Annotated in this window: 20 protein-coding genes; 6 read left to right on the top strand and 14 right to left on the bottom strand. The window is 70.6% G+C overall.

Annotated elements, in window-relative coordinates; genetic code table 11:
* Window positions 1-89: 89 nt before the first annotated feature.
* From R2D22_RS35110 to R2D22_RS35095, 4 genes are all read right to left on the bottom strand, one after another.
* Entirely contained in the window at window positions 90-926 is an 837-nt protein-coding gene (locus tag R2D22_RS35110) for a LysR family transcriptional regulator (protein WP_318109312.1), read from the bottom strand.
* 309 nt (window positions 927-1,235) lie between these two features.
* Entirely contained in the window at window positions 1,236-2,228 is a 993-nt protein-coding gene (locus R2D22_RS35105) for a pentapeptide repeat-containing protein (RefSeq protein ID WP_318109311.1), read from the bottom strand.
* A gap of 561 nt (window positions 2,229-2,789) precedes the next feature.
* Window positions 2,790-3,308: an RDD family protein gene (locus R2D22_RS35100; RefSeq protein WP_318109310.1), complete on the bottom strand. Its 519-nt coding sequence runs from the start codon at window positions 3,306-3,308 to the stop codon at window positions 2,790-2,792.
* Window positions 3,309-3,856: 548 nt separating this feature from the next.
* The gene (locus tag R2D22_RS35095) at window positions 3,857-4,846 is read right to left on the bottom strand and encodes an AraC family transcriptional regulator (RefSeq protein WP_318109309.1); all 990 of its coding nucleotides are present in this window, start codon (window positions 4,844-4,846) and stop codon (window positions 3,857-3,859) included.
* Between the two features lie 131 nt (window positions 4,847-4,977).
* Between R2D22_RS35095 and R2D22_RS35090 the strand changes: the two genes are divergently transcribed.
* Both R2D22_RS35090 and R2D22_RS35085 read left to right on the top strand, forming a co-directional pair.
* Entirely contained in the window at window positions 4,978-5,838 is an 861-nt protein-coding gene (locus R2D22_RS35090) for an MBL fold metallo-hydrolase (RefSeq protein WP_318109307.1), read from the top strand.
* Window positions 5,839-6,079: 241 nt separating this feature from the next.
* Window positions 6,080-6,481 carry a VOC family protein gene (locus R2D22_RS35085; RefSeq protein WP_318109305.1) on the top strand — a complete coding sequence of 134 codons (402 nt, stop codon included), beginning with the start codon at window positions 6,080-6,082 and terminating at the stop codon, window positions 6,479-6,481.
* 512 nt (window positions 6,482-6,993) lie between these two features.
* On the opposite strand, the gene R2D22_RS35075 is transcribed toward R2D22_RS35085, so the two are convergent.
* The 4 genes from R2D22_RS35075 to R2D22_RS35060 form a co-directional block, all read right to left on the bottom strand.
* A complete protein-coding gene (locus R2D22_RS35075; RefSeq protein ID WP_318109304.1) occupies window positions 6,994-7,893 on the bottom strand; it encodes an alpha/beta hydrolase in 900 nt (299 codons plus the stop codon).
* Between the two features lie 78 nt (window positions 7,894-7,971).
* On the bottom strand, window positions 7,972-8,376 hold the full coding sequence (locus R2D22_RS35070) for a nuclear transport factor 2 family protein (protein WP_318109302.1): 405 nt from the start codon (window positions 8,374-8,376) through the stop codon (window positions 7,972-7,974).
* Window positions 8,377-8,540: 164 nt separating this feature from the next.
* Complete coding sequence (locus R2D22_RS35065; RefSeq protein WP_318109301.1) at window positions 8,541-8,750, bottom strand: DUF418 domain-containing protein; 210 nt, start codon at window positions 8,748-8,750, stop codon at window positions 8,541-8,543.
* 241 nt (window positions 8,751-8,991) lie between these two features.
* Window positions 8,992-9,831, bottom strand: coding sequence for a LysR family transcriptional regulator (locus R2D22_RS35060; RefSeq protein ID WP_318109300.1), 840 nt, complete (start codon window positions 9,829-9,831; stop codon window positions 8,992-8,994).
* Between the two features lie 104 nt (window positions 9,832-9,935).
* Between R2D22_RS35060 and R2D22_RS35055 the strand changes: the two genes are divergently transcribed.
* From R2D22_RS35055 to R2D22_RS35045, 3 genes are all read left to right on the top strand, one after another.
* Window positions 9,936-10,661 (top strand): SDR family NAD(P)-dependent oxidoreductase, encoded by a 726-nt coding sequence (locus tag R2D22_RS35055; protein WP_318109298.1) that lies wholly within the window; start codon window positions 9,936-9,938, stop codon window positions 10,659-10,661.
* Between the two features lie 202 nt (window positions 10,662-10,863).
* Complete coding sequence (locus R2D22_RS35050) at window positions 10,864-12,054, top strand: 7TM domain-containing protein (protein WP_318109297.1); 1,191 nt, start codon at window positions 10,864-10,866, stop codon at window positions 12,052-12,054.
* Complete coding sequence (locus R2D22_RS35045) at window positions 12,051-12,914, top strand: sugar-transfer associated ATP-grasp domain-containing protein (protein ID WP_318109295.1); 864 nt, start codon at window positions 12,051-12,053, stop codon at window positions 12,912-12,914. The genes R2D22_RS35050 and R2D22_RS35045 overlap by 4 nt, the downstream gene beginning before the upstream one ends.
* 280 nt (window positions 12,915-13,194) lie before the next feature.
* Here the strand turns inward: R2D22_RS35045 and R2D22_RS35040 are convergent, their stop codons facing one another.
* From R2D22_RS35040 to R2D22_RS35015, 6 genes are all read right to left on the bottom strand, one after another.
* The gene (locus R2D22_RS35040) at window positions 13,195-13,854 is read right to left on the bottom strand and encodes a response regulator transcription factor (RefSeq protein ID WP_318109293.1); all 660 of its coding nucleotides are present in this window, start codon (window positions 13,852-13,854) and stop codon (window positions 13,195-13,197) included.
* Between the two features lie 10 nt (window positions 13,855-13,864).
* Window positions 13,865-15,271, bottom strand: coding sequence for a sensor histidine kinase (locus R2D22_RS35035; RefSeq protein ID WP_318109292.1), 1,407 nt, complete (start codon window positions 15,269-15,271; stop codon window positions 13,865-13,867).
* A 67-nt stretch (window positions 15,272-15,338) separates the two neighbouring features.
* Window positions 15,339-16,523, bottom strand: coding sequence for an agmatine deiminase family protein (locus R2D22_RS35030; protein ID WP_318109290.1), 1,185 nt, complete (start codon window positions 16,521-16,523; stop codon window positions 15,339-15,341).
* Window positions 16,524-16,848: 325 nt separating this feature from the next.
* On the bottom strand, window positions 16,849-17,598 hold the full coding sequence (locus R2D22_RS35025; RefSeq protein WP_318109288.1) for a class I SAM-dependent methyltransferase: 750 nt from the start codon (window positions 17,596-17,598) through the stop codon (window positions 16,849-16,851).
* 161 nt (window positions 17,599-17,759) lie between these two features.
* Complete coding sequence (locus R2D22_RS35020) at window positions 17,760-17,936, bottom strand: hypothetical protein (RefSeq protein WP_318109286.1); 177 nt, start codon at window positions 17,934-17,936, stop codon at window positions 17,760-17,762.
* A gap of 359 nt (window positions 17,937-18,295) precedes the next feature.
* Window positions 18,296-19,057 carry an SMI1/KNR4 family protein gene (locus R2D22_RS35015; protein ID WP_318109284.1) on the bottom strand — a complete coding sequence of 254 codons (762 nt, stop codon included), beginning with the start codon at window positions 19,055-19,057 and terminating at the stop codon, window positions 18,296-18,298.
* Between the two features lie 138 nt (window positions 19,058-19,195).
* Between R2D22_RS35015 and R2D22_RS35010 the strand changes: the two genes are divergently transcribed.
* Window positions 19,196-20,746, top strand: a complete 1,551-nt coding sequence (locus R2D22_RS35010; protein WP_318109282.1) for a carboxylesterase/lipase family protein — start codon at window positions 19,196-19,198, stop codon at window positions 20,744-20,746.
* Window positions 20,747-20,824 lie beyond the last annotated feature (78 nt).

Here is a 20,824-nt window from a genome sequence, read left to right as displayed (position 1 = left end):
GAATCAGCGGAAGTCGTAATGCGAACCCATGTCTCGACCATAGCAAGACGAACCGTCTCACCATCTGCGCCAGCGCCTGCTCCTGGTGCTCAGGGGCGGTACGCGGCTGTTGCGATCTCGACGAAGGACCGGATCAACGGGTTGGTGCTGCCTTCGTTCCACGCCACCACCACTCTGCTCGGCGCCATGTCGACCAAAGGCACCAAGGCCAGCTCCGCGGGCAGGTCGTGCCCGAGCGGGGCCAGGCCGACCGTGCCGTTCCACACCACGGCCTGCAGGCATTCCTGGACGGCACGGACCACCGGGCCCTCGCGCCGCTCGCCGCCGTTCCAGTACGACTGCCAGATGGGGTCGGTGCCCTGTGGGAACCGGAACCAGCGGCGCCCACCCAGATCGGCCAGGCTCAGCCGGTCGCGGCTGGCCAGCGGATCGTCGGCGCGCAGGACCACCCCGACCGGATCGGTCTGCAGCACACGCACCGTCAGGGCAGTCTCGTCGAACGGTGCCCGGGTCAAGGCGACGTCGACGAGTCCGGTACGCAGCCCGCAGGTGGGGTCGGTCAGATCGGTGTCTCGGACGCGGATGTCGATGCCCGGGTGGCTTCGGCGGAAGGCGGCGGCCAGCCGCGCCACTCCCGGGTCGGTACCGTCGCCCAGGATGCCGACGGTGATGATCGCGGTACCGGCCGCCGCGCTCACCCGTACACCGACGCGGTCGGCGTGGTCGAGCAGGTCCCGTGCTTCGTCGAGAAGAACCGTACCCACCGGTGTGAGCGTGACGCCGGCGGGCGAGCGGACGAACAGCGGGGCACCGACGTCGGCCTCCAACCGCTTGATCGCCCGGCTCAGCGGCGGTTGGCTCATGTGCAGTCGGGTGGCGGCTCTGCCGAAGTGGAGCTCCTCGGCGACCGCGACGAAGTAGCGCAAGGTACGTAACTCCACGCTGCAGGCCGCTGACGCCACAGGCCAATCTCGACGCGATGAGCCGCTACGCGACCGAACCCGCCACGGACCTCGTCTGAAGCCGACGGGAGCACCCACGGCCCGGCCGCCCTGCCCTCGGGCTGCGGGGCCGTGGTGCTCCCGCTCGATCCGTCCCGTCCGGCTGCGGGCCATGGGTGCTCCCGCTCGGTCCGTCCGCTCGGGCGACGGACCGAGCCGCCCAATCGGTCCATCCCGCTCCACCCATAGCCACGGATCGTCGTGTGCGGGCTGTCGGCACGGGCGGCCGGAGGATCACGGCGAGCCGCCACTACTGCCAGGAGGCACTCCGCGTGCGCCTCGGAGGATCGCGCCCGAGAGTTCTGCGCCCGCCAGCTTCGCACCGGTCAAGTCCGCGTTGCTCAGGTCAGCACCGGTCAGGTTCGCGCCGCGCAGGTCGGCGCCGGCCAGGTCCGCGCCAGTCAAGTCCGCTCCGATCAGGAGCACGCCGCGCAGATCCGCAGCGCTGAGGTCAGCCCCGATCAGGTGCGCACCGGTCAAGTCGGCGCTCGAGTCGGCAGCACTGGTCTCGCTGGCCTCCTCGGCCCTGCTCAGGTGCGCGTTGTGAAGGTTCGCTCCGTCGAGGTCCGCGCCGGTCAAGTCGGCCGCACCCAGAAGCGCGTCGGTCAAGTTCGCGCCCCCGAGGAATGCACGCCGCAGGTCCGCGTTCGGCAGCTTCACGCCAGCCATGTTCGCGTGGTCGAGGGACGCGCCCGAGAGGTCGAAATTCTCAAGGCCCGCGTCCCGGAGGTCCGCCCCGGTGAAGTCCGCGAAGCGGAAGTTGACGCGTCTGGGCACGCCGCCTTCCGTGAGCCCCACCTCACGCTCCAGGCCGCCGAGATCAGCGCCGCTCAGATCGACCCGGTACAGCGGCTTCCCGTCCTGGCTCACCTCCCGGCCGGCAGGCCGATCGCCCAGCACCGAAACCACAGCCGCAACGTCGGTCGCAGGTCGGTACTCCCCTGCCGGTCTGAAGCCACTGACCGGAACGGAAGCGTGCTGACGCACGAACGCGGACAACACCGACACCACAGTGGGCTGATCTCGAGGAGAGTCCTGCATGATGCGCTGCAGCGCGTAGACACCCCCCAGACGCACGTCCAACGACGCCGACCCCAGATTGGTGATAGCGGCGTTGAACCGGTTGGTGATCTGTCCCTGCTCGGAGATCTGCAGATCCTTGTTCGTCTGACCGACCGACAGCCACGTGAACACCAACGCGACCAGCGCAGCCAGCCCCGGCAGCATGGCCGCCGCCAGCGCCCACCACGTCAACCGGCTGCTACCCCCGTCACGGCCCGGCCCGATCGAGCTGCTCCGGCGCCGTCCATCGTCCCCAGCGGCCCGTCGACGAGCGATCCGGCGAAGTCGTGCGGCAGCAGACGGTTCGATCATGCACTCATGACATACCAGGAGACGACGCCCGCACCTCCGCCACGCTGCCGAACCACCCGATCAGGACGGCGCGCCCGGCTGAACCATCCACACCGCTTCACGCGAGACCAACCGCCTGCAGCGCATCACGACCATGCCCCCGGCCTGCCCGCCCCCGACCGGGAAACGGCGCAGCCCTGCTCACATATGCGCTCCGGCCGCCCGGATGAGGGGCCCGCGCTGCGCCGGGCCCGAGCGCGGGGCAGGAGGGGCAGCCGACGCGTCGACGCAGAAGCCAGGCACGGTCCTGTCGCACGTCGACGTCGCGTGGCAGCAGGTACTGGTCGAGCTGTGTCCGCGCCGGCCTGGTGGTCCGCCTCTACCGGGCCGCCTTCTCGCCGATCCCCGGCGTCGCCGTTTGCCCTGGCTGCGCCGTCACCGGCGGTGGATCACCGCGCTGCCCGCAGCCTTGTCGTGCATGCCACGGCGGTCCTTGCTGAGGTTGATCGCCGAGAGGTTGGCGACACACAGCACCGGGATGCCGGTCACCGCGAGGTTCGTAAGGTGCCGGGCGAACGCCGAGCCGTAACCGATACGCTCGCCGGTCTCGAAGCGCACCACTTCGAGGCGCAGGGCCCGCTTGCCGGGAGTCGCGCCCCAGCGCGACACGCTCAGCGGGGAGTAGAGCAGGAAGAAGGCCGCTACCCAGAGGGCGGCGGTCGCGAGCCAGATCACACCGGCTTCACCGTCGGCGACACCGGCGGCCGTGAGAATCCGGTCGAGGCCGACCAGCGGAACGAGAATCACCGCGACACCGATGACCAGATCGATGGCAGTTGCGGCGCAGCGCGGCATGAGACCCGCCGGAGAGCCGGCACGGGCCCCCGAAGCCGCCTGGAACCGACCGAGGTCGCCGCCGGAGGGCATGGAGTTGAACAGGTCGATTTCGCGCATCTGCGGAATCCTATATTCCGCTGGTACGGAGAGTTCCTGGCGGGGGCCGTCGTGGCCACCGCCCGTAATCGATGTAGCGGTGCCTTCGCCCTCTGGCGCGGCGCCCGTGTTCTTGCCGATCGGGTGGCAGTGGCTGGTCGCGGTGCGCCATCCGTACCGCTCGTCCCAGACGCCGGTGCCCGCGCAGGCTGCCCTGTGGCGAGGGGGGACGGCGGCGGCCAGGTGCTCGTCCTTGAGCCGGCGTCGCTACCTGGACCCGGCTGCTCGGCGCGCGTGGCGACCCATGCCCCGCCACGCTGCGCGACGTCCCGCGAGAACTCGTCGAGAGCGCGAAAGCGGCCGCGCCTGCCAGTGATCCGGCACTGCGGGCCGACACTCACCATGCGGGGGTGCTGGACGCCCTCGGCGCGCAAGGCGTCGAACGTGTCCTTCAGATACGCGAGCATGGCGTCCGCCTGTCCCTGGACCACCGGAGCAGTGACGTGGCCCTCACCCCCGTTCCCCGCCCGCGCCGAGGGCGTCGTCCCCGACGGCCGCCCCGGTACCTCCTAACCGCTCGCCCTCACCGAGCCCTCGGCCCCGGCTGCCGCCTGATCCGCTGCGCGCCGGTATCGGCCCGGCGTGGTGCCGAAGAGCCGGGTGAACGCGTGCGACAGGGCGTACGGCGAGCTGTAGCCGACCTGACGCGCGACGGAGTTGAGGGAGTCCTCGGTGTCACGCAGCAGCGTCGCCGCCCGGGTCAGCCGCCACCAGGTCAGGTACGCCATCGGCGGCCGGCCCAGAAGCGCCGTGAACCGGCGCGTCAGGGTGGCCCGCGACACGCCCGCCCCGGCGGCCAGGCGCTCGTTCGTCCACGGCCGGGCCGGGTGCTCGTGCATCGCGCGCAGCGCCGAGGCCACCGCCGGATCGCGCAGCGCGGCCGGCCAGCGGCCGCCTGCGTGGGATTCGTCCGCCTCCCCGTCCAGCCAGGCCCGGACGAGGTACACGAGCAGCAGGTCGATCAGCCCGGGGAGGGCGATCCCGGAGCCCGGCCGGTCGGCGCCCACCTCCTGCCCCAACAAGTCGATCGCCGCACGCAGTTCGGGGTTGCGCCCCACTCGGTGCGGTACGTGGAGAACGTCCGGAAGCTCCGTCATGAGGGGATGGCCGTGCGTGCGATCGAGCCGGTACTTCCCGCACAACATCTCCACCGCGCCGTCCACCGCGCCGTCCGAACCGCCCTCGGCGCCGTCCTGCGCCTGCCCGGGCTCTCCGTTCCATCGCTCGAAGGGAAACGCCCGCTCCACCGCCCCGGCATCCACCGGCCCGTGCGCCAGCACATGGCCCGTCCCGTGCGGGAGCAGCGCCGCGTCACCGGGACCGAGCGCGACCGGAGGACCGTCGTCGGGCAGCAGCAGGCAGCTGCCTTCGAGCACGACGTGGAACCCCGCCCCGTCGTACGCCGCGAGCCTTGTGCACCAAGTCCCCGCCACGCGCACCCGCGTGGACTCCGGCCGCCCGACTCGCACCGCCGTGATGGCGTCGCTCACCACATCCATCCGCTGAGCGTACAACGGTGAGCGTGATGCGTATTTGGATGAGCCCATGAAGCATTGAGCGGCTCATCCATCGCTTCCTACGCTGATCGCATCGCAGGCGACACACGTACTAGTTGAACCGGAGGAACACCGTGGAAAGCATCGTGCTGGGCGACGTGGAGATCATCAGGGTGAGGGAGTGGCAGGGACCGTTCGCGCCCGCGCTCGCCGTCTTCCCGGACATCGAGCCGGAGGCCTGGCGGGCGGAGCAGCGCTGGCTCGCACCGGACCACTGGGAGCCTGCCGCCGACCAGTACGTCGGCGCCCTGCAGACCTGGGTCGTCCGCAGTGAGGGCCGCACCGTCCTCGTCGACACCGGCGTCGGCGACGACCGCGAGCGGCCCGACGCCCCGCAGTTCCACCGGCGGCAGTCGGACTTCCCCGCCCGGCTCGCGGCCGCCGGCATACACCCCGAGGACGTCGACGTCGTGATCAACACCCATCTGCACGCCGACCACGTCGGCTGGAACACCGAGGCGCGGGACGGCGAATGGGCCCCGATGTTCCCCCGGGCGACCTACTACCTCCCGGCCGCCGACCGCGCCTACGCGGAGCAGCGGCAACCGCACCTCTTCGCGGACAGCGTCGCACCGGTCCTGCGCGCCGGACAGGCCGTCCTGTGGGAGGACACCCTGCGACTGGACGCCCACCTGACCCTGGAGGCCGCGCCCGGCCACACGCCCGGCTCGTGCGTCCTGCGCGTGGCCTCCGGCGGCGAGCGGGCCGTCTTTGTCGGCGACATCCTGCACAGCCCGGTCCAGCTCCGCGCGCCGGCCTGCAACAGCTGCTTCTGCGAAGACCCCGCCCAGGCCGCCGCCACCCGCCGCGGCGTCCTCGAACGCGCCACTGACACGAAGGAACTGGTGATCCCGGCCCACTTCGCCGGCGCCGGCGCGGCCGAGGTGCACCGCGACGGCGAACGGTTCACGGTCACCCGCTGGGCCGCCTTCTGAGCGCTGCCGTACGCCGGCCCGATGGCCAGATGCGGCTGCACAAGACGGAGTACTGGCGGGACGCCGAGGAGCGCGCCGCACGGACGTCGTGAACGGGCCAGCACAGACCTGCCGGGCTCGACGACCTCAGCCGTAAGCCTCGACGCCGTCGGTCGGCAGACTTCCTCCGTCCATCCGTCACATTCTCCTGCCGGGGTCCGTCAGAGAGATGAAACAGACCGACCGATGGAAGGACGACCCCATGCTGACCAACGTCATGTACGTGACGCTGTACGTCACCAATCAGGACCGCGCGCTGCGGTTCTACACCGAGCAGCTCGGCCTGGAGAAGCGCATCGACTACCCGAACCCCGGCGGGCGTTTCCTCACCGTGGGCGTCCCCGGCAGTCCCGTCGAGATCCTCCTGTGGGCGCACGCCCCAGCCGCGGGCCAGCCGGCCGAGCCGGGCGCAACGCCCGGCCCGGTCATCCTCGAGTCGGACGACCTGCGCGCGGACTTCAAAGTGTTCCGCGACCGCGGTGTGACCTTCGACGAGCCGGAGCCGGTGGACTACGGCTTCGGCGTCCGCATCGAGACGGCGGACCCGGACGGCGACCGCATCTCGCTGCGCGAGCGCAGCCGCGCAGGCCGTGAGGACGGCTGACCGTTCCTAGCCACAGCCTGTCCGGTTGATCGACGACGGCAGTGGTGTGCCGGTGTCGTCCGACTTGTGCGGCAGGTGCTTCGGGCGAGGATCGACGGAGGTCAGCGTGAGACGTGGCTGGCCAGTTCGTCTGGTCGCTTGTTGGCCTTCGTGACCAACAATGAGCGGGCGATGGTGTCGTTGCTCAACGAAGAAGGCGACCCCGGCGAGCACGCGGTTGACCCAGGAGCATGCGGGCCGAGCACGGGGTTCGGTGCTATCGCCGCGTCCAGATGAGAATGGCGGCTAGGTGCAGTGCAGTGCGGCCTGGTGGGCGATGGCGAGTTTGTCCGTTCGTGTGGCCGGGCCGCGCCACTGCTTGATCCGGTTGATGCATCGCTCGACAGCGTGCCGACCGCCTGTTCCGTCGGTTAGACCGTCGGCTGCCGGACCGGGGCGCGTACCGGCTCTCCGACGTGGCCAGGGCCTGGGCGACCTCTCCCCCACGTTCCCGGTGGCCCCGGTGACGAGGATCACGACAGCGTCCGCGCGAAATGGGCGGCCACCGTGTCGACGGCGATGGTGACCTGCGGTTCGGAGTCGTAGAAGTCGAATTGCGTGCCCTGCGTCCACAGAAAGTCCTTGGGGCCGGCGAGACCCGCGTGGAAGCGGCGGGCGCCCTCGGGGATCGCGGCGTCCTCGCTGTGCACCAGGAGGGTGGGCCGGTCGATCCGCGGCGCGAGGGCGATGGCGTCGTAGGTGAGCCAGTCCGCCCAGGACATGACGGCGAAGCGGTTGGGCCAGGCGGGAACGTTGCCGCGGGCGGGGTTGAGGTAGAAGTCGATGTCGTACGGCATGGCGGCGCGTTCGTCGGTGGCGGAGACGACGGGCACGTACGTGACCTCGCCGGTCTCGTCGTAGCGGGCGCGGGCCTCCCCCGCGGTCTTGATGCGTGCGGCGACCGCTTCCGCGCCGCCGTAGGCGTGCTCGACGACGGTGGCGTCGTGCAGCCACGGGGCGACGAGGGCCAGCGAGCGGACCCGGGGGTCGCGCGCGGTGGTGTCGGACATGTACATCGCCGCCGCGCAGATCCCGAGCGCGCCCAACCGGTCGCCGTCGACCGCTTCGTGGGCGGCCAGGAAGGTGAGCGCGTGGTGGATGTCGCGGACCTTGAGAGTCGGGTTCTCCACGTCCCGCGGCGCGCCCCCGGACTCGCCGAAGCCCGTGAAGTCGAAGGACAACGCGGCGTATCCGTGGGCGGCGAGCCGCTCGGCGTGCCGGTCGGCCATCATCTCCTTGACACTGGTCCAGGTGCCGGCGACCACGATCCCGGGCAGCGGGCCGCCCGGGGCTCCCGTGCTTTCGGGAAGGAAGAGGTTGCCGGTCAGGGCGACGCCCTCGCTGTCGAAGGTGACCTTGTTCTTGTGTGTCATGTGTGCTCCCTAGCTGTTCTGGTGGTCAGTCCATGACGCCGCCGGCGGCGGGGTGAGTGGGTGGGCTCGCTGTCTCCATCAGCGTTCTCCGTCGCTCCAGACCGCGGTCATCACCACGCCGGTGATGCGCCATTCGCCGCCCGTGCGGATCAGGTCGAAGCGGTAGGTGCCACCCAGCGTCCACCGGGAGGCGTTCGCCTTGCGGTGGGTGGCCTGGAAGGTGGCGGTGCACACGGCGCCGTCGCCGTCGACGGTGACCAGGTGGGTGCCGAGGAGATGCTGGGTGGCGGCGTACGCCTCGAGGCCCGTCCGCCAGCCCTCGACGATCTGCGCCGGGGTGAGGGTGACGGGCTCACCACCGTTGAGACTGGTGTAGTCGAGCGTCGCCTCGTCGGCGAACAGATCGGCCAGCGCCTCCCATTCGCGCTGGTCCGCGTGCCAGGCCATGCGGTTGCAGGTGTCGATGATGTCCAGTCGGTCCATGAGGATCCTCCTTGGTACGGCCCTCTGCCGGGGTGGGAAGCGCGGTCGGGAGGTCGGCCCGACGGCGGGGTGTGTCGGTCGCAGCGGGCTGCGTGCCTTCGATGATGTCGTGCCGGCACCGCACCGCCTTGTTGTCGCGCCCCGCGGTTTCTGGACGCCGCGTCTCAAGCGCGCCGTCGGGCTCTCGGGCCGTAGGTGAGACGGCGCAGGACGGCCTCGGCGGGACCGGGCCGATCGAGATCGTCGAGGCGAAGGGCGATCAGCACGGCGAGGAACCAGACGGCCTCGGCGATGACGAGAGCGGCTGCTGTGGGGCTGGCGTTCTGCCCGGCGAGGCGGAGAGTGAAGGGCAGCAGGAGGACGAGCCAGGCCACCGACTGGAACGATCGGGCTCGAAGTGATCCTTGGCGGCATCGCGGCCCGGATCGAACCGAGCGCCCCCCCTGAGGCGCGTAACGAGGGTCCCGGGGCACCTCGCGAGAGGTTGAGGGCTGACTGCGGCGCTCAGCCGGAACGCGGGGTGTAGCGCTTCGGCGAGCTCGCCAGCGGCGGGCGCCCATGGGCGCCGGCCGTCGCCAGCGGGGCAATCCTCTGGCTACCCGCTCTCGCTGCCGGCTAGAGGCGTGTCGCGGTGCGGACGAGGTCGGCGACGGCTTTGGATCTGCTGTGTGGTGGCCAGGCGATGACGGTTGTGACAGCGGGTGCGTCCGGGACTAGCACCGTCGCGTGATCGTCGCGCAGGTGGGCTCGGAGGGACTCGGGCACGACCGCGCAGGCCCGTCCGAGCGCGATCAGTTGGAACAGCTGGGTGTGGTCGCGTACCTGCGGGCCTGGTCCGTCCGGATAGCCCCCGACCCGTCGGGGCCAGCGTGGCAGGGGAAGGTCCGTCAGGGTGGTGACGTCGGCCATCGACATATGGGGGCGGTTGGCCAGGGGGTGCCCCGCGGGCAGGACCACGACCTGCTGTTCGGTGTGCAGGTCCTCGGTGTCGAGCCCGGCCGTCGTGTCGAAGGGCCGCTGGAGCAGAGCAACGTCTGCACGCCCGTCGCGCAGCAGCCTTTCCTGCTCGCCAGGCCCGCACAGCATCACCTCGACGGCGACCGCGCCGGGCTCGGCGGCGTAGGCGTCCAGCAGCTTCGACAACAGTTCGCCGGCCGCTCCGGCTTTCGTGGCCAGCACCACTCCGGGCTGTTCGGCAGCTGCACGACGGGTGCGGCGCTCGGCCGCTTCGACCGCGTCGAGTGCGGCCCGGGCCTCCCGCAGAAGCACCGACCCGGCCTCGGTCAGGGCGACCGCGCGAGCGGTGCGGTGCAGCAGAACCACTCCTAGCCGCCGCTCGAGCTGCTGGATCGCCCGTGACAGCGGTGGTTGCGCCATGGCGAGCCGCTGCGCCGCCCGACCGAAGTGCAACTCCTCCGCGACGGCGACGAAATACCGTAGCTCTCGCGTCTCCACCGCGTCATCGTATCCGGCGCTCACCAGGACCGATATCCGTGCGGTATCACCGCACACCCAGTCGGTCTTGGACGCCCACCCGAGTCGGCACCACGCTTGCTGACATGAGTGAACAGAGGATCGCGCTGGTGACCGGTGCGAACAAGGGAATCGGATACGCGATCGCGGCGGGCCTGGGCTCCCTCAGCTGGCGAATCGGCGTGGGCGCGCGGGATCAACAGCGCCGCGACACCGCGGTGGAGGAGCTACGCGCAGCCGGCACCGACGCGTTCGGCGTTCCGCTCGACGTGGCGGACGACGCAAGTGTGGCCGCCGCCGCCGAGCTGATCGCCGATCGCGCAGGAGGGCTCGACGTCCTGGTCAACAACGCCGCGATCACCGGCGGTATGCCGCAGACGCCCACCACGGTCGATCCCGCGACCGTACGAGCCGTCGTGGAAACCAACGTGATCGGGGTCATCCGCGTCACCAACGCGATGCTGCCCATGCTGCGCGGCTCGGCATCGCCACGGATCGTGAACATGTCCAGCAGCGTCGGCTCGCTCATCCTGCAGACCACGCCCGGCATCGACATGGGCCCGGTTCCCGCTGCGTACTTGGCGTCCAAGACGTTCCTCAACGCCGTCACCGTCCAATATGCCAAGGAACTGAGCGACACCAGCATCCTGATCAACTCCGGCTGTCCCGGCTTCACCGCCACCGACCTCAACGGGTTCCAGGGCGTCCGGACTCCCCAGCAGGGCGCGGCGATCGCGATTCACCTCGCGACCCTGCCCGACGACGGACCGACCGGCGGATTCTTCGACGACGGTGGATCAGTGCCCTGGTGACAGGCTCAACGGCCCCTATCGATCCAGCTGATGTTCGTTGCTGGCGTAGTGGGAGTTGACGGGGCGGATGGCCGGCCGAACAGGCCACTTCGACAGCAGTATTCGCCTCCAGCGGCGTTCGGCGGTCCATGGGTGACTTTCGTTGCCCTCCTCGGGCCGATCGGTACTACTGGAAGCCGGTCCCCTGACCAAGGCTTTTCCCATGCAAGACCTGCAGAAGTACGAAGAGAGTGCGCTCAGCGGAGACCGGGCGGCCGACGTCCACCGCGCGGGCCGCACGAAGGTACCCGTGTTCGTGAAGGTCCTGGCGGCCGTGGCCTGTCTGGGCTTCCTGCTCCTCGGGCTGCTCGGCTCCCCCGACCGACCCCTCAGCGGGTCGTCCGAGGTCGTCGGCGAACGCGAGATGGTGCGCATCAGCGGTCCGACAGGGCGGAGTTTCGAGGTCCTCGCCCTGATCGACACCGGTGCGTCGGCGTCGTCGGTGGACACGGCGCTGGCGAAGGAGCTCGGCTTCGACCTCGATGCGGCGCCCAGGATCACCGTGGGTTCGGCGCTCGGCCGTGAGCGGCGCCCGGTGGTCGACAGCACCGTGCGGCTGGCCGGCCGGTCGTTCGTCGCCAAGCTCAGCGTCAACAATCGGTCCAAGCGCGAGACCCCCGTCCTGCTCGGCCGCCAGGAGGTTCAGGGGCTTCAAGTGGCCGTGGGCAAGCGACTGCTCACCCAGCCCGATTCCACCGCCGCGCCGTCGGCGCTGCGCATTCTGTTCGCCAAGGCGCCGGCGATCGACCCGGTGTCCATGATGGCGCTGCTGCCCCTGGCGGCCCTGCTGATCGTGGTACTCCGGGTGGTCGTCGGGCTGAACACGCTGGGTACGTTCAGCCCGGTGTTGCTGGCCTTGGCGTACGCGCAAGCCGGTCTGCCCCTCGGCGTACCGCTGACGCTCGTGATGTTCGCGCTCGGGTTCGCCATGCAGCCGCTGCTGCGCCGTCTGCACCTTCCGCGGGTCGCCCGGCTCGGCGTGCTGATCGCGGTGGTCACGTCGGGCCTCATCGCCGCCCAACTCGGCCTGGGCAGCTTCGGACTCTCCGACTCCTGGGGGATGTCGCTGCCGGTCGTCGTCACGGCGATCGTCACCGAGCGTCTGTGGGAGGCGTGGGATCTCGACGGCGTGAGGGCCGCGGCCACGGGAGCCGCCCTGACCATGGGCACGGCCGTCCTTGTGGCGCTGCTCCTCCTGACGCCGTACGTGCGCGAGGTCGCGGAGTCGGTACCCCTGCAGCTCGCGATCGTGTGCGCGGTGTGGACGTCGATCGCGGGAACGTACCGCGGGCTTCGTCTGAGCGAGCTCTTCCGGTTCGCGCCCGCGGCCAAGAGGCAGGAGGCGAAGGCATGATACGGCTTCGCGGCTGGGACCCGGTCATGGGCATGAACCTGCGCAACGCCCGGATCGCCCGGCACAACTCGTCGGCCGCCATCCGGCTCGTCAACAACAAGTACGCCACGAAGGAGGCGCTGGCCGAGGTCGGTGCCCCCACCTCCCCCACCCTGGCCCTGCTGCGCTCGCGCCGGGAGATCGCCTCCCTCGACTGGGACGGCCTGCCCGACAGCTGGGCTCTCAAGCCGAACCAGAGCCTGGGCGGCAACGGCATCCTGCTGGCCTTCGGCCGGCGTCGCCGGAACTGGACGTCCTCCTCCGGCAAACGGATCTCCAGAGAGCTGGTCGCCGACCAGCTGCGTCGCATCCTGGACGGAGACTTCTCCCCGCGCCCTGCCGACTGGGCCATGTTCGAACCCCTGATCCGGGCCCACCCCGACCTGGCCCGGCTCTCCCACCAGGGGCTTCCGGACATCCGGGTGATCTGTGACCGGGACAGACCCCAACTGGCGATGCTGCGGCTGCCCACCCGCTTCAGCGGCGGGCGAGCCAACCTGCACCAGAAGGCCATCGGCGCCGCCGTTGACCTTGCCACCGGCCGGATCACCCACGCCCTGGTCGGAAAGGTGCCGACCGAGACCCACCCGGACACCGGCACGCGTCTGATCGGCGCGACCGTTCCGCATTGGCCGGAGGTACTCGACGCGGCACGCCGGTGCGCGGCGGCGACCGGCCTGCACTATCTGGGCGCGGACATCGTGGTCGACGTCGACCGGGGGCCGCTGATCCTGGAGGTCAACGCGAGGCCGGGGCTTCAGATCCAGAACGTCACCGGTCACGGCCTCCTGACCGCGACCACCCACCCGTGGAGTCCCTGATGCGCTGGACCGCGCTCGTATCCAAGTTCGTCGTCGCCGGTGCGGCAGGTGCCTTCCTCGCGGTCAGTGCCGCTGGCGCCCAACCGCCGCGGCAGGCTTCCGACGCGGCCCCGGGCAGGGAGCTGCCTGCGGATAAGCAGACGTCCGCACCCGGCCCGGGTACGGACGAGCAGACGTCCGCACCCGGCCCGGGGGCCGGGTCGGGCGCCGGGTCGGGGGCCGGTCCGGGGGCGGACAGGCGATCCACCGCTCCCCTTCCGCGTCCTTCACCGAAGGTCGGTCACCGCTCGCCCTGAAGGAGTCGGGCGCGGCGAGCCAGGATGGCCGCCTGGACGCGGTTGGCGCAGCGCAGCTTCGTCAGCATGCGGCTCACGTATGCCTTGACCGTGCCCTCGCCCAGGTGCAGCCGCTTGCCGATCTCCGCGTTGGAGGCGCCGGTGCCGACCATCGCGAGGACTTCGCGCTCCCGGCTGGTGAGGTCGGCGATTCTGCCCAGGCGTGGATCGGCCGGCTCCTCGTCGCTGTCGAGGTAGCGGTCGATGAGGTGCCGGGTGATCTGGGGGGACACGACCGGCGCGCCGGAGGCGACCCTACGGACAGCCTGGATGAGTTCCTGTGGGGTGCTGTCCTTGAGGAGGAATCCGGTCACGCCCGCCTTCAGAGCGCGCTCCACGTAGACGTGTTCGCCGAAGGTGGTGAGCATGACCACACGGATCGACGGGGTCCGCTCGGCGATCCGTTCCGCCGCGCGTAGTCCGTCGATGCCGGGCATCTGGATGTCGAGCATCGCGACGTCCACCTCGTGCCGGGCGGCGAGCACGGACGCCTCGTGGCCGTCCGACGCCTCGGCCACGACATCGATGTCGCCGGCGTGCTTGAGCACCAGTCTGATGCCGGCGCGGACCAGTTCCTGGTCGTCGGCGAGGAGAACACGGATCACAGCTGAAGCCTCAAGTCGTGGGGTGGCGGAAGGTCATGGAGATGGCGACCTCGTCGATGTCGGAGGTCTCGTCCACCTCCGGGTACGGGACGAACGCGAGGGTGACGAACTGCAGGGCGACCACGCCCACCACGCCGAGGGCCATGGCCGCAGCGGTCACGAGCCGGTGCGGCCATGTCCGCGCCGCTGCCACTACGTGCCGTCCGGCCGGGGCGGGCGCGCTCGCCACAGCGAGGCCGGCGCCCAACGGGATGCGGGCGTCGACCGCGTACCCGCCGTCGTTCGCCGGTTCGGCGCGCAGCGTGCCGCCGAGCAGACGGATCCGCTCGTGGAGGCCGACGAGTCCGAGGTCGCCGCCCGGAAGCCTGACCGCTCGTGCGGCCTGGTTCTCGGGTCCGTTGCGCACATCGACCCGCACCTGCTCGGTTTCTCTGCGTACGACGACCTGCACGTCCGCCGCGGCCGCGTGCTTGTGCACATTGGTCAGGCCTTCGCGGATCACCCGATCCACGGCGCGCCGAGCGGTGGGGCTCTCCCCGGTCAGGTCCTCGCCGGACCAGTCGAGGTGCACCGCGATGCCGGCCGTACGGGACTGGGCGACCAGCGCGGCGACCTCCGCGTGGGTGCCCGTCCTCGCGGTCAGCGGCTCCGAAGTGCCCGACAGCGGATCCCCCGCGCGCAGGACCCCCAGTACGTCCCGTAGCTCGGCCATCGCCTGGCGCACCGTGCTGTGCACCAGGCGCGCACTTCGGTGCACCTCGGGATCACCCGTCTCGCTGGCCAACTCGAGGCCGCCGGAGTGCAGGGCGATGAGGCTCAGCCGGTGACCGAGCAGATCGTGCATCTCGCCGGCGATCCGCGAACGCTCGCGGGATCTGGCCTGTTCCTCCGCCGAGTGGTGGGCCCGCTCCAGGAAGGCGTTGCGCTCCTCCAGGGCCTGGACCAACCGCTCGCGCTGACCTGCCAGCGCCCCGGCGAGGCCGGGCAGAACCCCGCACACGATGCCCGTGACGAGGACGACCATCACGTCGTACTCGAGGATCGGCGCCGGCTCGACGGCCGAATTGGCTGCGGTGACCGCCACCGGCACCGTCACGGACACGCTCAGGAGGAGGACTCGGTGGTGGAGACGGGCCCAGCTCAGGCCCGTCGTGTAGGCCACGGCGGTCAGAGCTCCGCCGGTCAGCGGCTCGAATGCCACGATCACCGCAGCGGCGACCAGTGCCGTTGCGGTCCATCGCCGGCGGACGAGCACCGTCGCTGCCGCGCCTGCGACCGCGGTGATCTGGCCCGCTGTTCCAACGAGTGCGCTCTGCTCGGAGCTCCAGCTGTCCCAGTCCAACAGGGCTGCGATCGTCGCCGCGGTCACGGCTATCAGCGCGAGATCGGCGATCAATGGGAACACCCGGTTCCACATACCACTCTCCAGGAGGGCTGGTCGCCGCCGGCGGGCGGCGACCAGCGTTTCGTCCGGTGTCGCCCGCTCAGAGGGCGGGGGGAACGACCGGCTGTGACTGGGTGGAGCAGTGGATGCCGCCACCGCCGGTCGCGATGTTGTCGATGTCGAGCTGGACGATGGTCCGGCCGGGGTAGGCGGCCGCGAGGATGTTGTAGGCCACGCTGTCGGCGGCGCTGTCGCCGAACTGGGGAACGAGAACCGCGCCGTTGGCGGTGTAGTAGTTGGTGTAGCTGGAGAGGAAGGCGGGGCCCCTGTCCTTGCCGCGGATGCGGCTGCGCTCAGGGCCGGGGAGTTCGGTGACGGTCAGCGGACGTCCCTGCGCGTCGGTGGCGCTCAGCAGGATCTGCTTGGTCTCGTTGTAGACGGCGACCCACTTGGGGTCGGTGCCGGGGCCGGGCTTGTCGAGGATGACGCGCCCCGGTGCGGTGAAGCGGGCCAGGCAGTCGATGTGGCAGTCGGTGATGTCCTGTCCGGCGAGTCCGGGCACCCAGATCACCTTGTCGATGCCGAGCGCCGACTTCATCGCCTGCTCGACCTGGTCCTGAGTCCTACCCGGGTTGCGGTTGCTGTTGACGAGCGAGCTGATCGTGGCCAGCAGGGTGCCCTGGCCATCGGTCTCCAGCGAGCCGCCCTCCCCGACGAACCCTGCCTGCACGCGCTGGACGCCGTACCGGCCGAGCAGTGTCGCAGCCGCGGCGGCGTCGTTCGCGTAGGGCTGCGCGTACGGTGTGCCGGTCTTGCCCCAGCCGTTGAAGTTGGTGTCCACGCCCGCGACGGCGCCGGGGGCGACCACGAAGGTGGGACCGAAGTCGCGGATCCACAGGTCGTCGTTGGCTATCTCGACGACCTCGATGCCGTGGTAGGCACCGGCTCCGCAGGCGTACCGGGCCTCCGCCGCCAACTCGGGTCGAGCGAGCACCGTGACCGGCTCGTAGCGGGAGATCGCGTCGGCCACTCTCGCGATGTCGCTGCGCACACCGCTGTAGTACGGGGTCCAGACCGACGACAGCGCGGGCCAGGCCATGAAGGTGCGCACGTGGCGGTCGTGCTCCGCGGGCATCCGCAGCGTGGCGGCGGACGGGCTGGTGGCGCCGGACGAGCTGGTGGCGGCGCGAGCGACTGTGGGCAGCGCCGATCCGAGGGCCGCGAGCGGCAGAGCTGCCGCGCCGAGCTGGAGCAGTCGGCGTCGAGACGTCGGGGACGTGTCCATGGAACTCCTAGGTGGAGGGAGGGGGTGGATGTCCCCCGCATGCTGCCCCAGACTGAAAATTCAGTCAATGATCACTTCGGGACCATGCCTCCTGCTGATCGCTGCGCGCCATCGTCTGGCCACTGGCTTTGGTAGAGGTGCCGGCCCGACACCGAGCCCGACGGCCACCGACACGTCCCGGACCTGCTCGGCGAGTTCACCCCGTACGTCCAGCCGCTGCCGCCGCTGGCCGGGCTCGCGCAGCTCAACGGCGCCCAACGCCACTTCGGCGCGTCGGCGCAGAGGCAGGGAACGGCCCCCTGGGACGCGCAGCGCAGCGTCCCGGTCAGCCGGGACGTACGGCTACCGCAACGGACGTCACGTACGGCTCGTCCAGCTCACCGCCGGGGAACAGCCGGGCCAGGTGCTTCCGCTCCGCCGTAAGGAAGGCCATGGCCCCGGGCTCGCCGAGCACGATAAAGGCCGAATGAGTGGCCCGTTTCGCGAGGTGGAAGTCGACGGAGACCCGGCGCGACCAGCGGAGCGTACGCGTCCTCCAGCAAAGCCCGGCCGGCGTTTCCACATTGGAGATGTAGAAGCCGGGCCCCAGCCACTTCTCGATCCTTGCCCCCTGCTCCGCCACCCACGGCACCGACGGGTCCGGATCGTTCCACCACAACGCCAGAGCACCCCCGGGACGCAAGACCCGCACAGCGGACGGGACGGCGCGTCCAGGATCGGTCCAGTGCCAGGACTGGGCGTACGAGACGAAATCGAGCGAACCGTCGGCCAGCGGCAGTCGGTTGCCGTCCCCCCGCACGAGCGGGACCCCCGGCAGCTCACGCCGGAACTGCGCCGCCATCCCGGCCCCCGGCTCCACACCCACCACCCGAGCCCCGCGCTCAAGCAGCCCCCGGGCGGCGATCCCGGTCCCGGCGCCCACATCCGCCACCCGAGCGCCGGCAAGTCGCCGCCCGCTGAACTCCTCCACCGTCTCGAAGACCGCCGTGGGGTACCGCGGCCGGTACTCGGCATACGCACCTGCGGCCCGATCGAAGGCCAAAGCCCGCTCGTGGGCAGGAATGTCGTACGTCATCCCCCGACTATTACGCACACCGCCCGCTCCGGAACAGGACGCATCCTCAGCCAGGACCTGCCGCCACGAGCTCGTCCCGGTCATCCGCCCCGCCTTGAACCCAGGGGGCCACGACGCCAAAGGAGCGCTGGGCATATCGACAGGGCGGCGACGAGAGGGTGTCAGACGGTCCGTTGGGCGTCGTAGTAGCCGCGACGCATGCGGAACCGCATGGCGTCGGTGCCGCCCGCCCGGATGTGCTCGATGAGCAGCGACCTCAGCGGCTCCGGTAGCTGGTGGCCCTGTGCCCGGGTCCATTCGAGAGCGGAGAACAGCTCGGCAGCTCCGTCGAGATGCACCGGACAGAGTCGGGACCCGGTACACGCAGCGAGGACGAGGCCGGGATCCTCGGCCAAGAGTAGGCGGAGCACCGTCATGCCGTACCACTTCACCCCACCACTGGCCCTTCTGGCGGGCGTGCCGACCCAGGCCAGTAGAAGCCGGATCCGTTCGCCGGCGTCGGGATAAAGCTGCTTGGCGATAGCGTCGAGACGGTCTTCCGCTTGCTGAAGGTCACGTTGCCACGCGGCATAGTCCCGCCCAGGTGGGCGTCACCACGTCGGCGGCATCAGCCTCAGCGGGCGACGCCTCGACGATGACGAATCGATGTAGGGCGCCTCAACGATGCCGTGCTGCCGCGCGAGTCCCTATGGCGGCCCTAGAAGGGCAGCTCGTCCACCAGCGTCGGTTCCGTGCCCTGCCACTGGGCCCACCGCCCCGGGACTGTGCTGCAGGCAGACGAGAGGTGGGCCAGCGTCCTCCCCCGGACATGCAGCCAGGACTCGGCCATCAACCCGTCCTGCCGCAAGAGAAGGCCAGGAGCGGAGAACCAGCGGACCGGAGACTCGTCATCGCCCGTCCACATCGGATAGTCCGGCAGAGCGACCCGGTGGAAGAGCTGCGGAATCTCGCTCACGACCTCGGCCGGCAACTCGCAGGCGTTGTAGAGGGGCCCATCGCCGAACAAGGTCTCGGAAAGGATCAACTCCACACACGCCAGCGAGACCTTGTCCATGAACGGCTGCCATCCCCCACGTGCCTGGACGACGACGGGGGGATCAGCCTCTCCCAGATCGGACAGGCGCACGCCCCAGAAGGCGCATCCCTGGTTCTCGCTGCGGAAGCACAGCACGCCTCCGAGGTCCTCGTGAACGAAGAGGCCTGAGGGAGGAAGCATCGGATCTTGCTGATCGAACAACTCCGGACGTCGACCGAACAGGAGGTACGCCTCGCGTAGAGCGGTGGGCAGCGACAGCCCGAGACGCCCCTCGATCTGCCGGAGGTCTTCCTCCCCGACACCGTCACCTGCGGTCAAGGGTGTGTGCCACCCGGCCGCGAAGGCTCGGATGAAGTCCCATGCCTCCGACCGGTCCGATATGCCGTCCTGCATCGCCACAGCTGCATCGAAGTCGCCCACCATGTTGTGGACCGTACCCGCTCCCCCAGTACGCGCAGGGTGATCTCTGCGCTCCCACGACACCTACGCAAATGCGTGGCGCGTGTCGGGGCGGCGAGGCATGATCCCGGAACGTTCAGGCCGCCCAGTGAGGGAGTTGTCATGACCGTTGGTGCGTCCGAGCCGTCCGGTGTCTTCGGGGCCCGGCCCGAGGTCCGCGTGGCGGGCGGGGTGCTGAGCGGCAGTGGTGAGGCGGGGGTGGCGGTCTTTCGCGGCGTTCCGTTCGCCGAACCGCCGGTCGGCCGGCTGCGTTTCGCCGCGCCGAGGCCCGTAGAGGGATGGGACGGGGTGCGGTCGGCGCTGTCGTACGGCCCGCCGCCGCCGCAGGGCGGCCATTTCGGCATGGACGCACTGGCGCGGGACGCCGCGGGCGACGACTGGCTGACGGTCAACGTCTGGTCGCCCGACCCGAGCCCCGGCGCAGGTCTGCCGGTGATGGTGTGGATCCAGGGTGGCGCCTACTCGATCGGCATGTCCGGTCTTCCCGAGTACGACGGTGGCCGCCTGGCACAGGACGGCGTCGTCGTGGTGACGTTCAACTACCGGGTGGGCCTGGAGGGGTACGGGCAGATCGAAGGGGCGCCCGCCAACCGGGGCCTGCTGGACCAGATCGCCGCCCTGGAGTGGGTGCGCGACAACATCCGGGCCTTCGGCGGCGACCCGGGCCGCGTCACGGTCTTCGGGCAGTCGGCGGGGGCCGGATCGGTCGCCGCCCTGCTGGCGACGGAACGCGCGGCCGGGCTCTTCTGCCGGGCCGTGGCACAGAGCGTGCAAGGCACGTACTTCACGCCGGAGCTGGCCGCCGACATCTCCGCCCCATGCGCCGCCGAGCTGGGGCTACGGCCCACGGTGGCCGACCTGTCCGGGGTGGACCCCACCCGGCTGGCCGCCGCCAGTGACGCGGTCGGTGCCAAGGCGAACATCTGGGCGGACCGCTGGGGGCCGGTCGCTCACCGGGCGATCCTCTTCTCGCCGGTCATCGACGGCGACACGCTGCCGGTCACCCCGTGGCAGGCCCTGGCGAACGGCGCCGGGCGGGACGTCGAACTCCTCACCGGCCACACCCGCGACGAGACACGGCTGCTGGCCGCACTCGACGGAGTGCTCGGCCAGGTCACGCCGGAGCAGGCCGAGACCGCCCTGCACGTCTTCGGCCCCGGTCGGGACGCCGCACACCGCTACCACGAGGCGTTCCCCGCCGCCGGCCCGGACGACCTCTACGAGCTGGTCAGCTCCGACTGGTTGTTCCGCATGCCCTCGCTCCACCTCGCCCAGGCCCAGACCGCTGCCGGTGGCCGGGCCCACGTCTACGAGCTGACCTGGTCCGCCCCGGGGATGGGCGGTGCCCTCGGTGCCTGCCACGGCCTCGACGTGCCCCTGGTCTTCGGCAACCTCGACCGCGGCCAGCCCGCGGCGCTGATCGGCGAGAGCCCGTCCCCGGAGGCGGAGGAGCTGTCCGCGCGCATGCGGGACGCGTGGACGTCTTTCGCCGCCCACGGCGATCCGGGCTGGCCCGCGTACGACACCCGAGAGCGCCTCGTGCGGCTCTTCGACATCGAGAACCGGGAGAGCCTCGCCGCATATCCGGAGGAAGCCTCGCGCATGATCTGGCAGGACCACGCGTTCGCCGCACTGCCGCTGCTCGACCATTAGTCTTCTGGTCCTCCAGTCCTCCGAGTCGGAGTTTCTGTTCAGACAGCCGGCGAGGCCAGATCTATGGTGGGTCAGGCC

Origin of the sequence: Streptomyces sp. HUAS YS2 (assembly GCF_033343995.1) — a bacterium.
Taxonomy (GTDB): Bacteria; Actinomycetota; Actinomycetes; order Streptomycetales; family Streptomycetaceae; genus Streptomyces; species Streptomyces solicathayae.
This window is presented reverse-complemented; position numbering and strand designations above follow the sequence as displayed.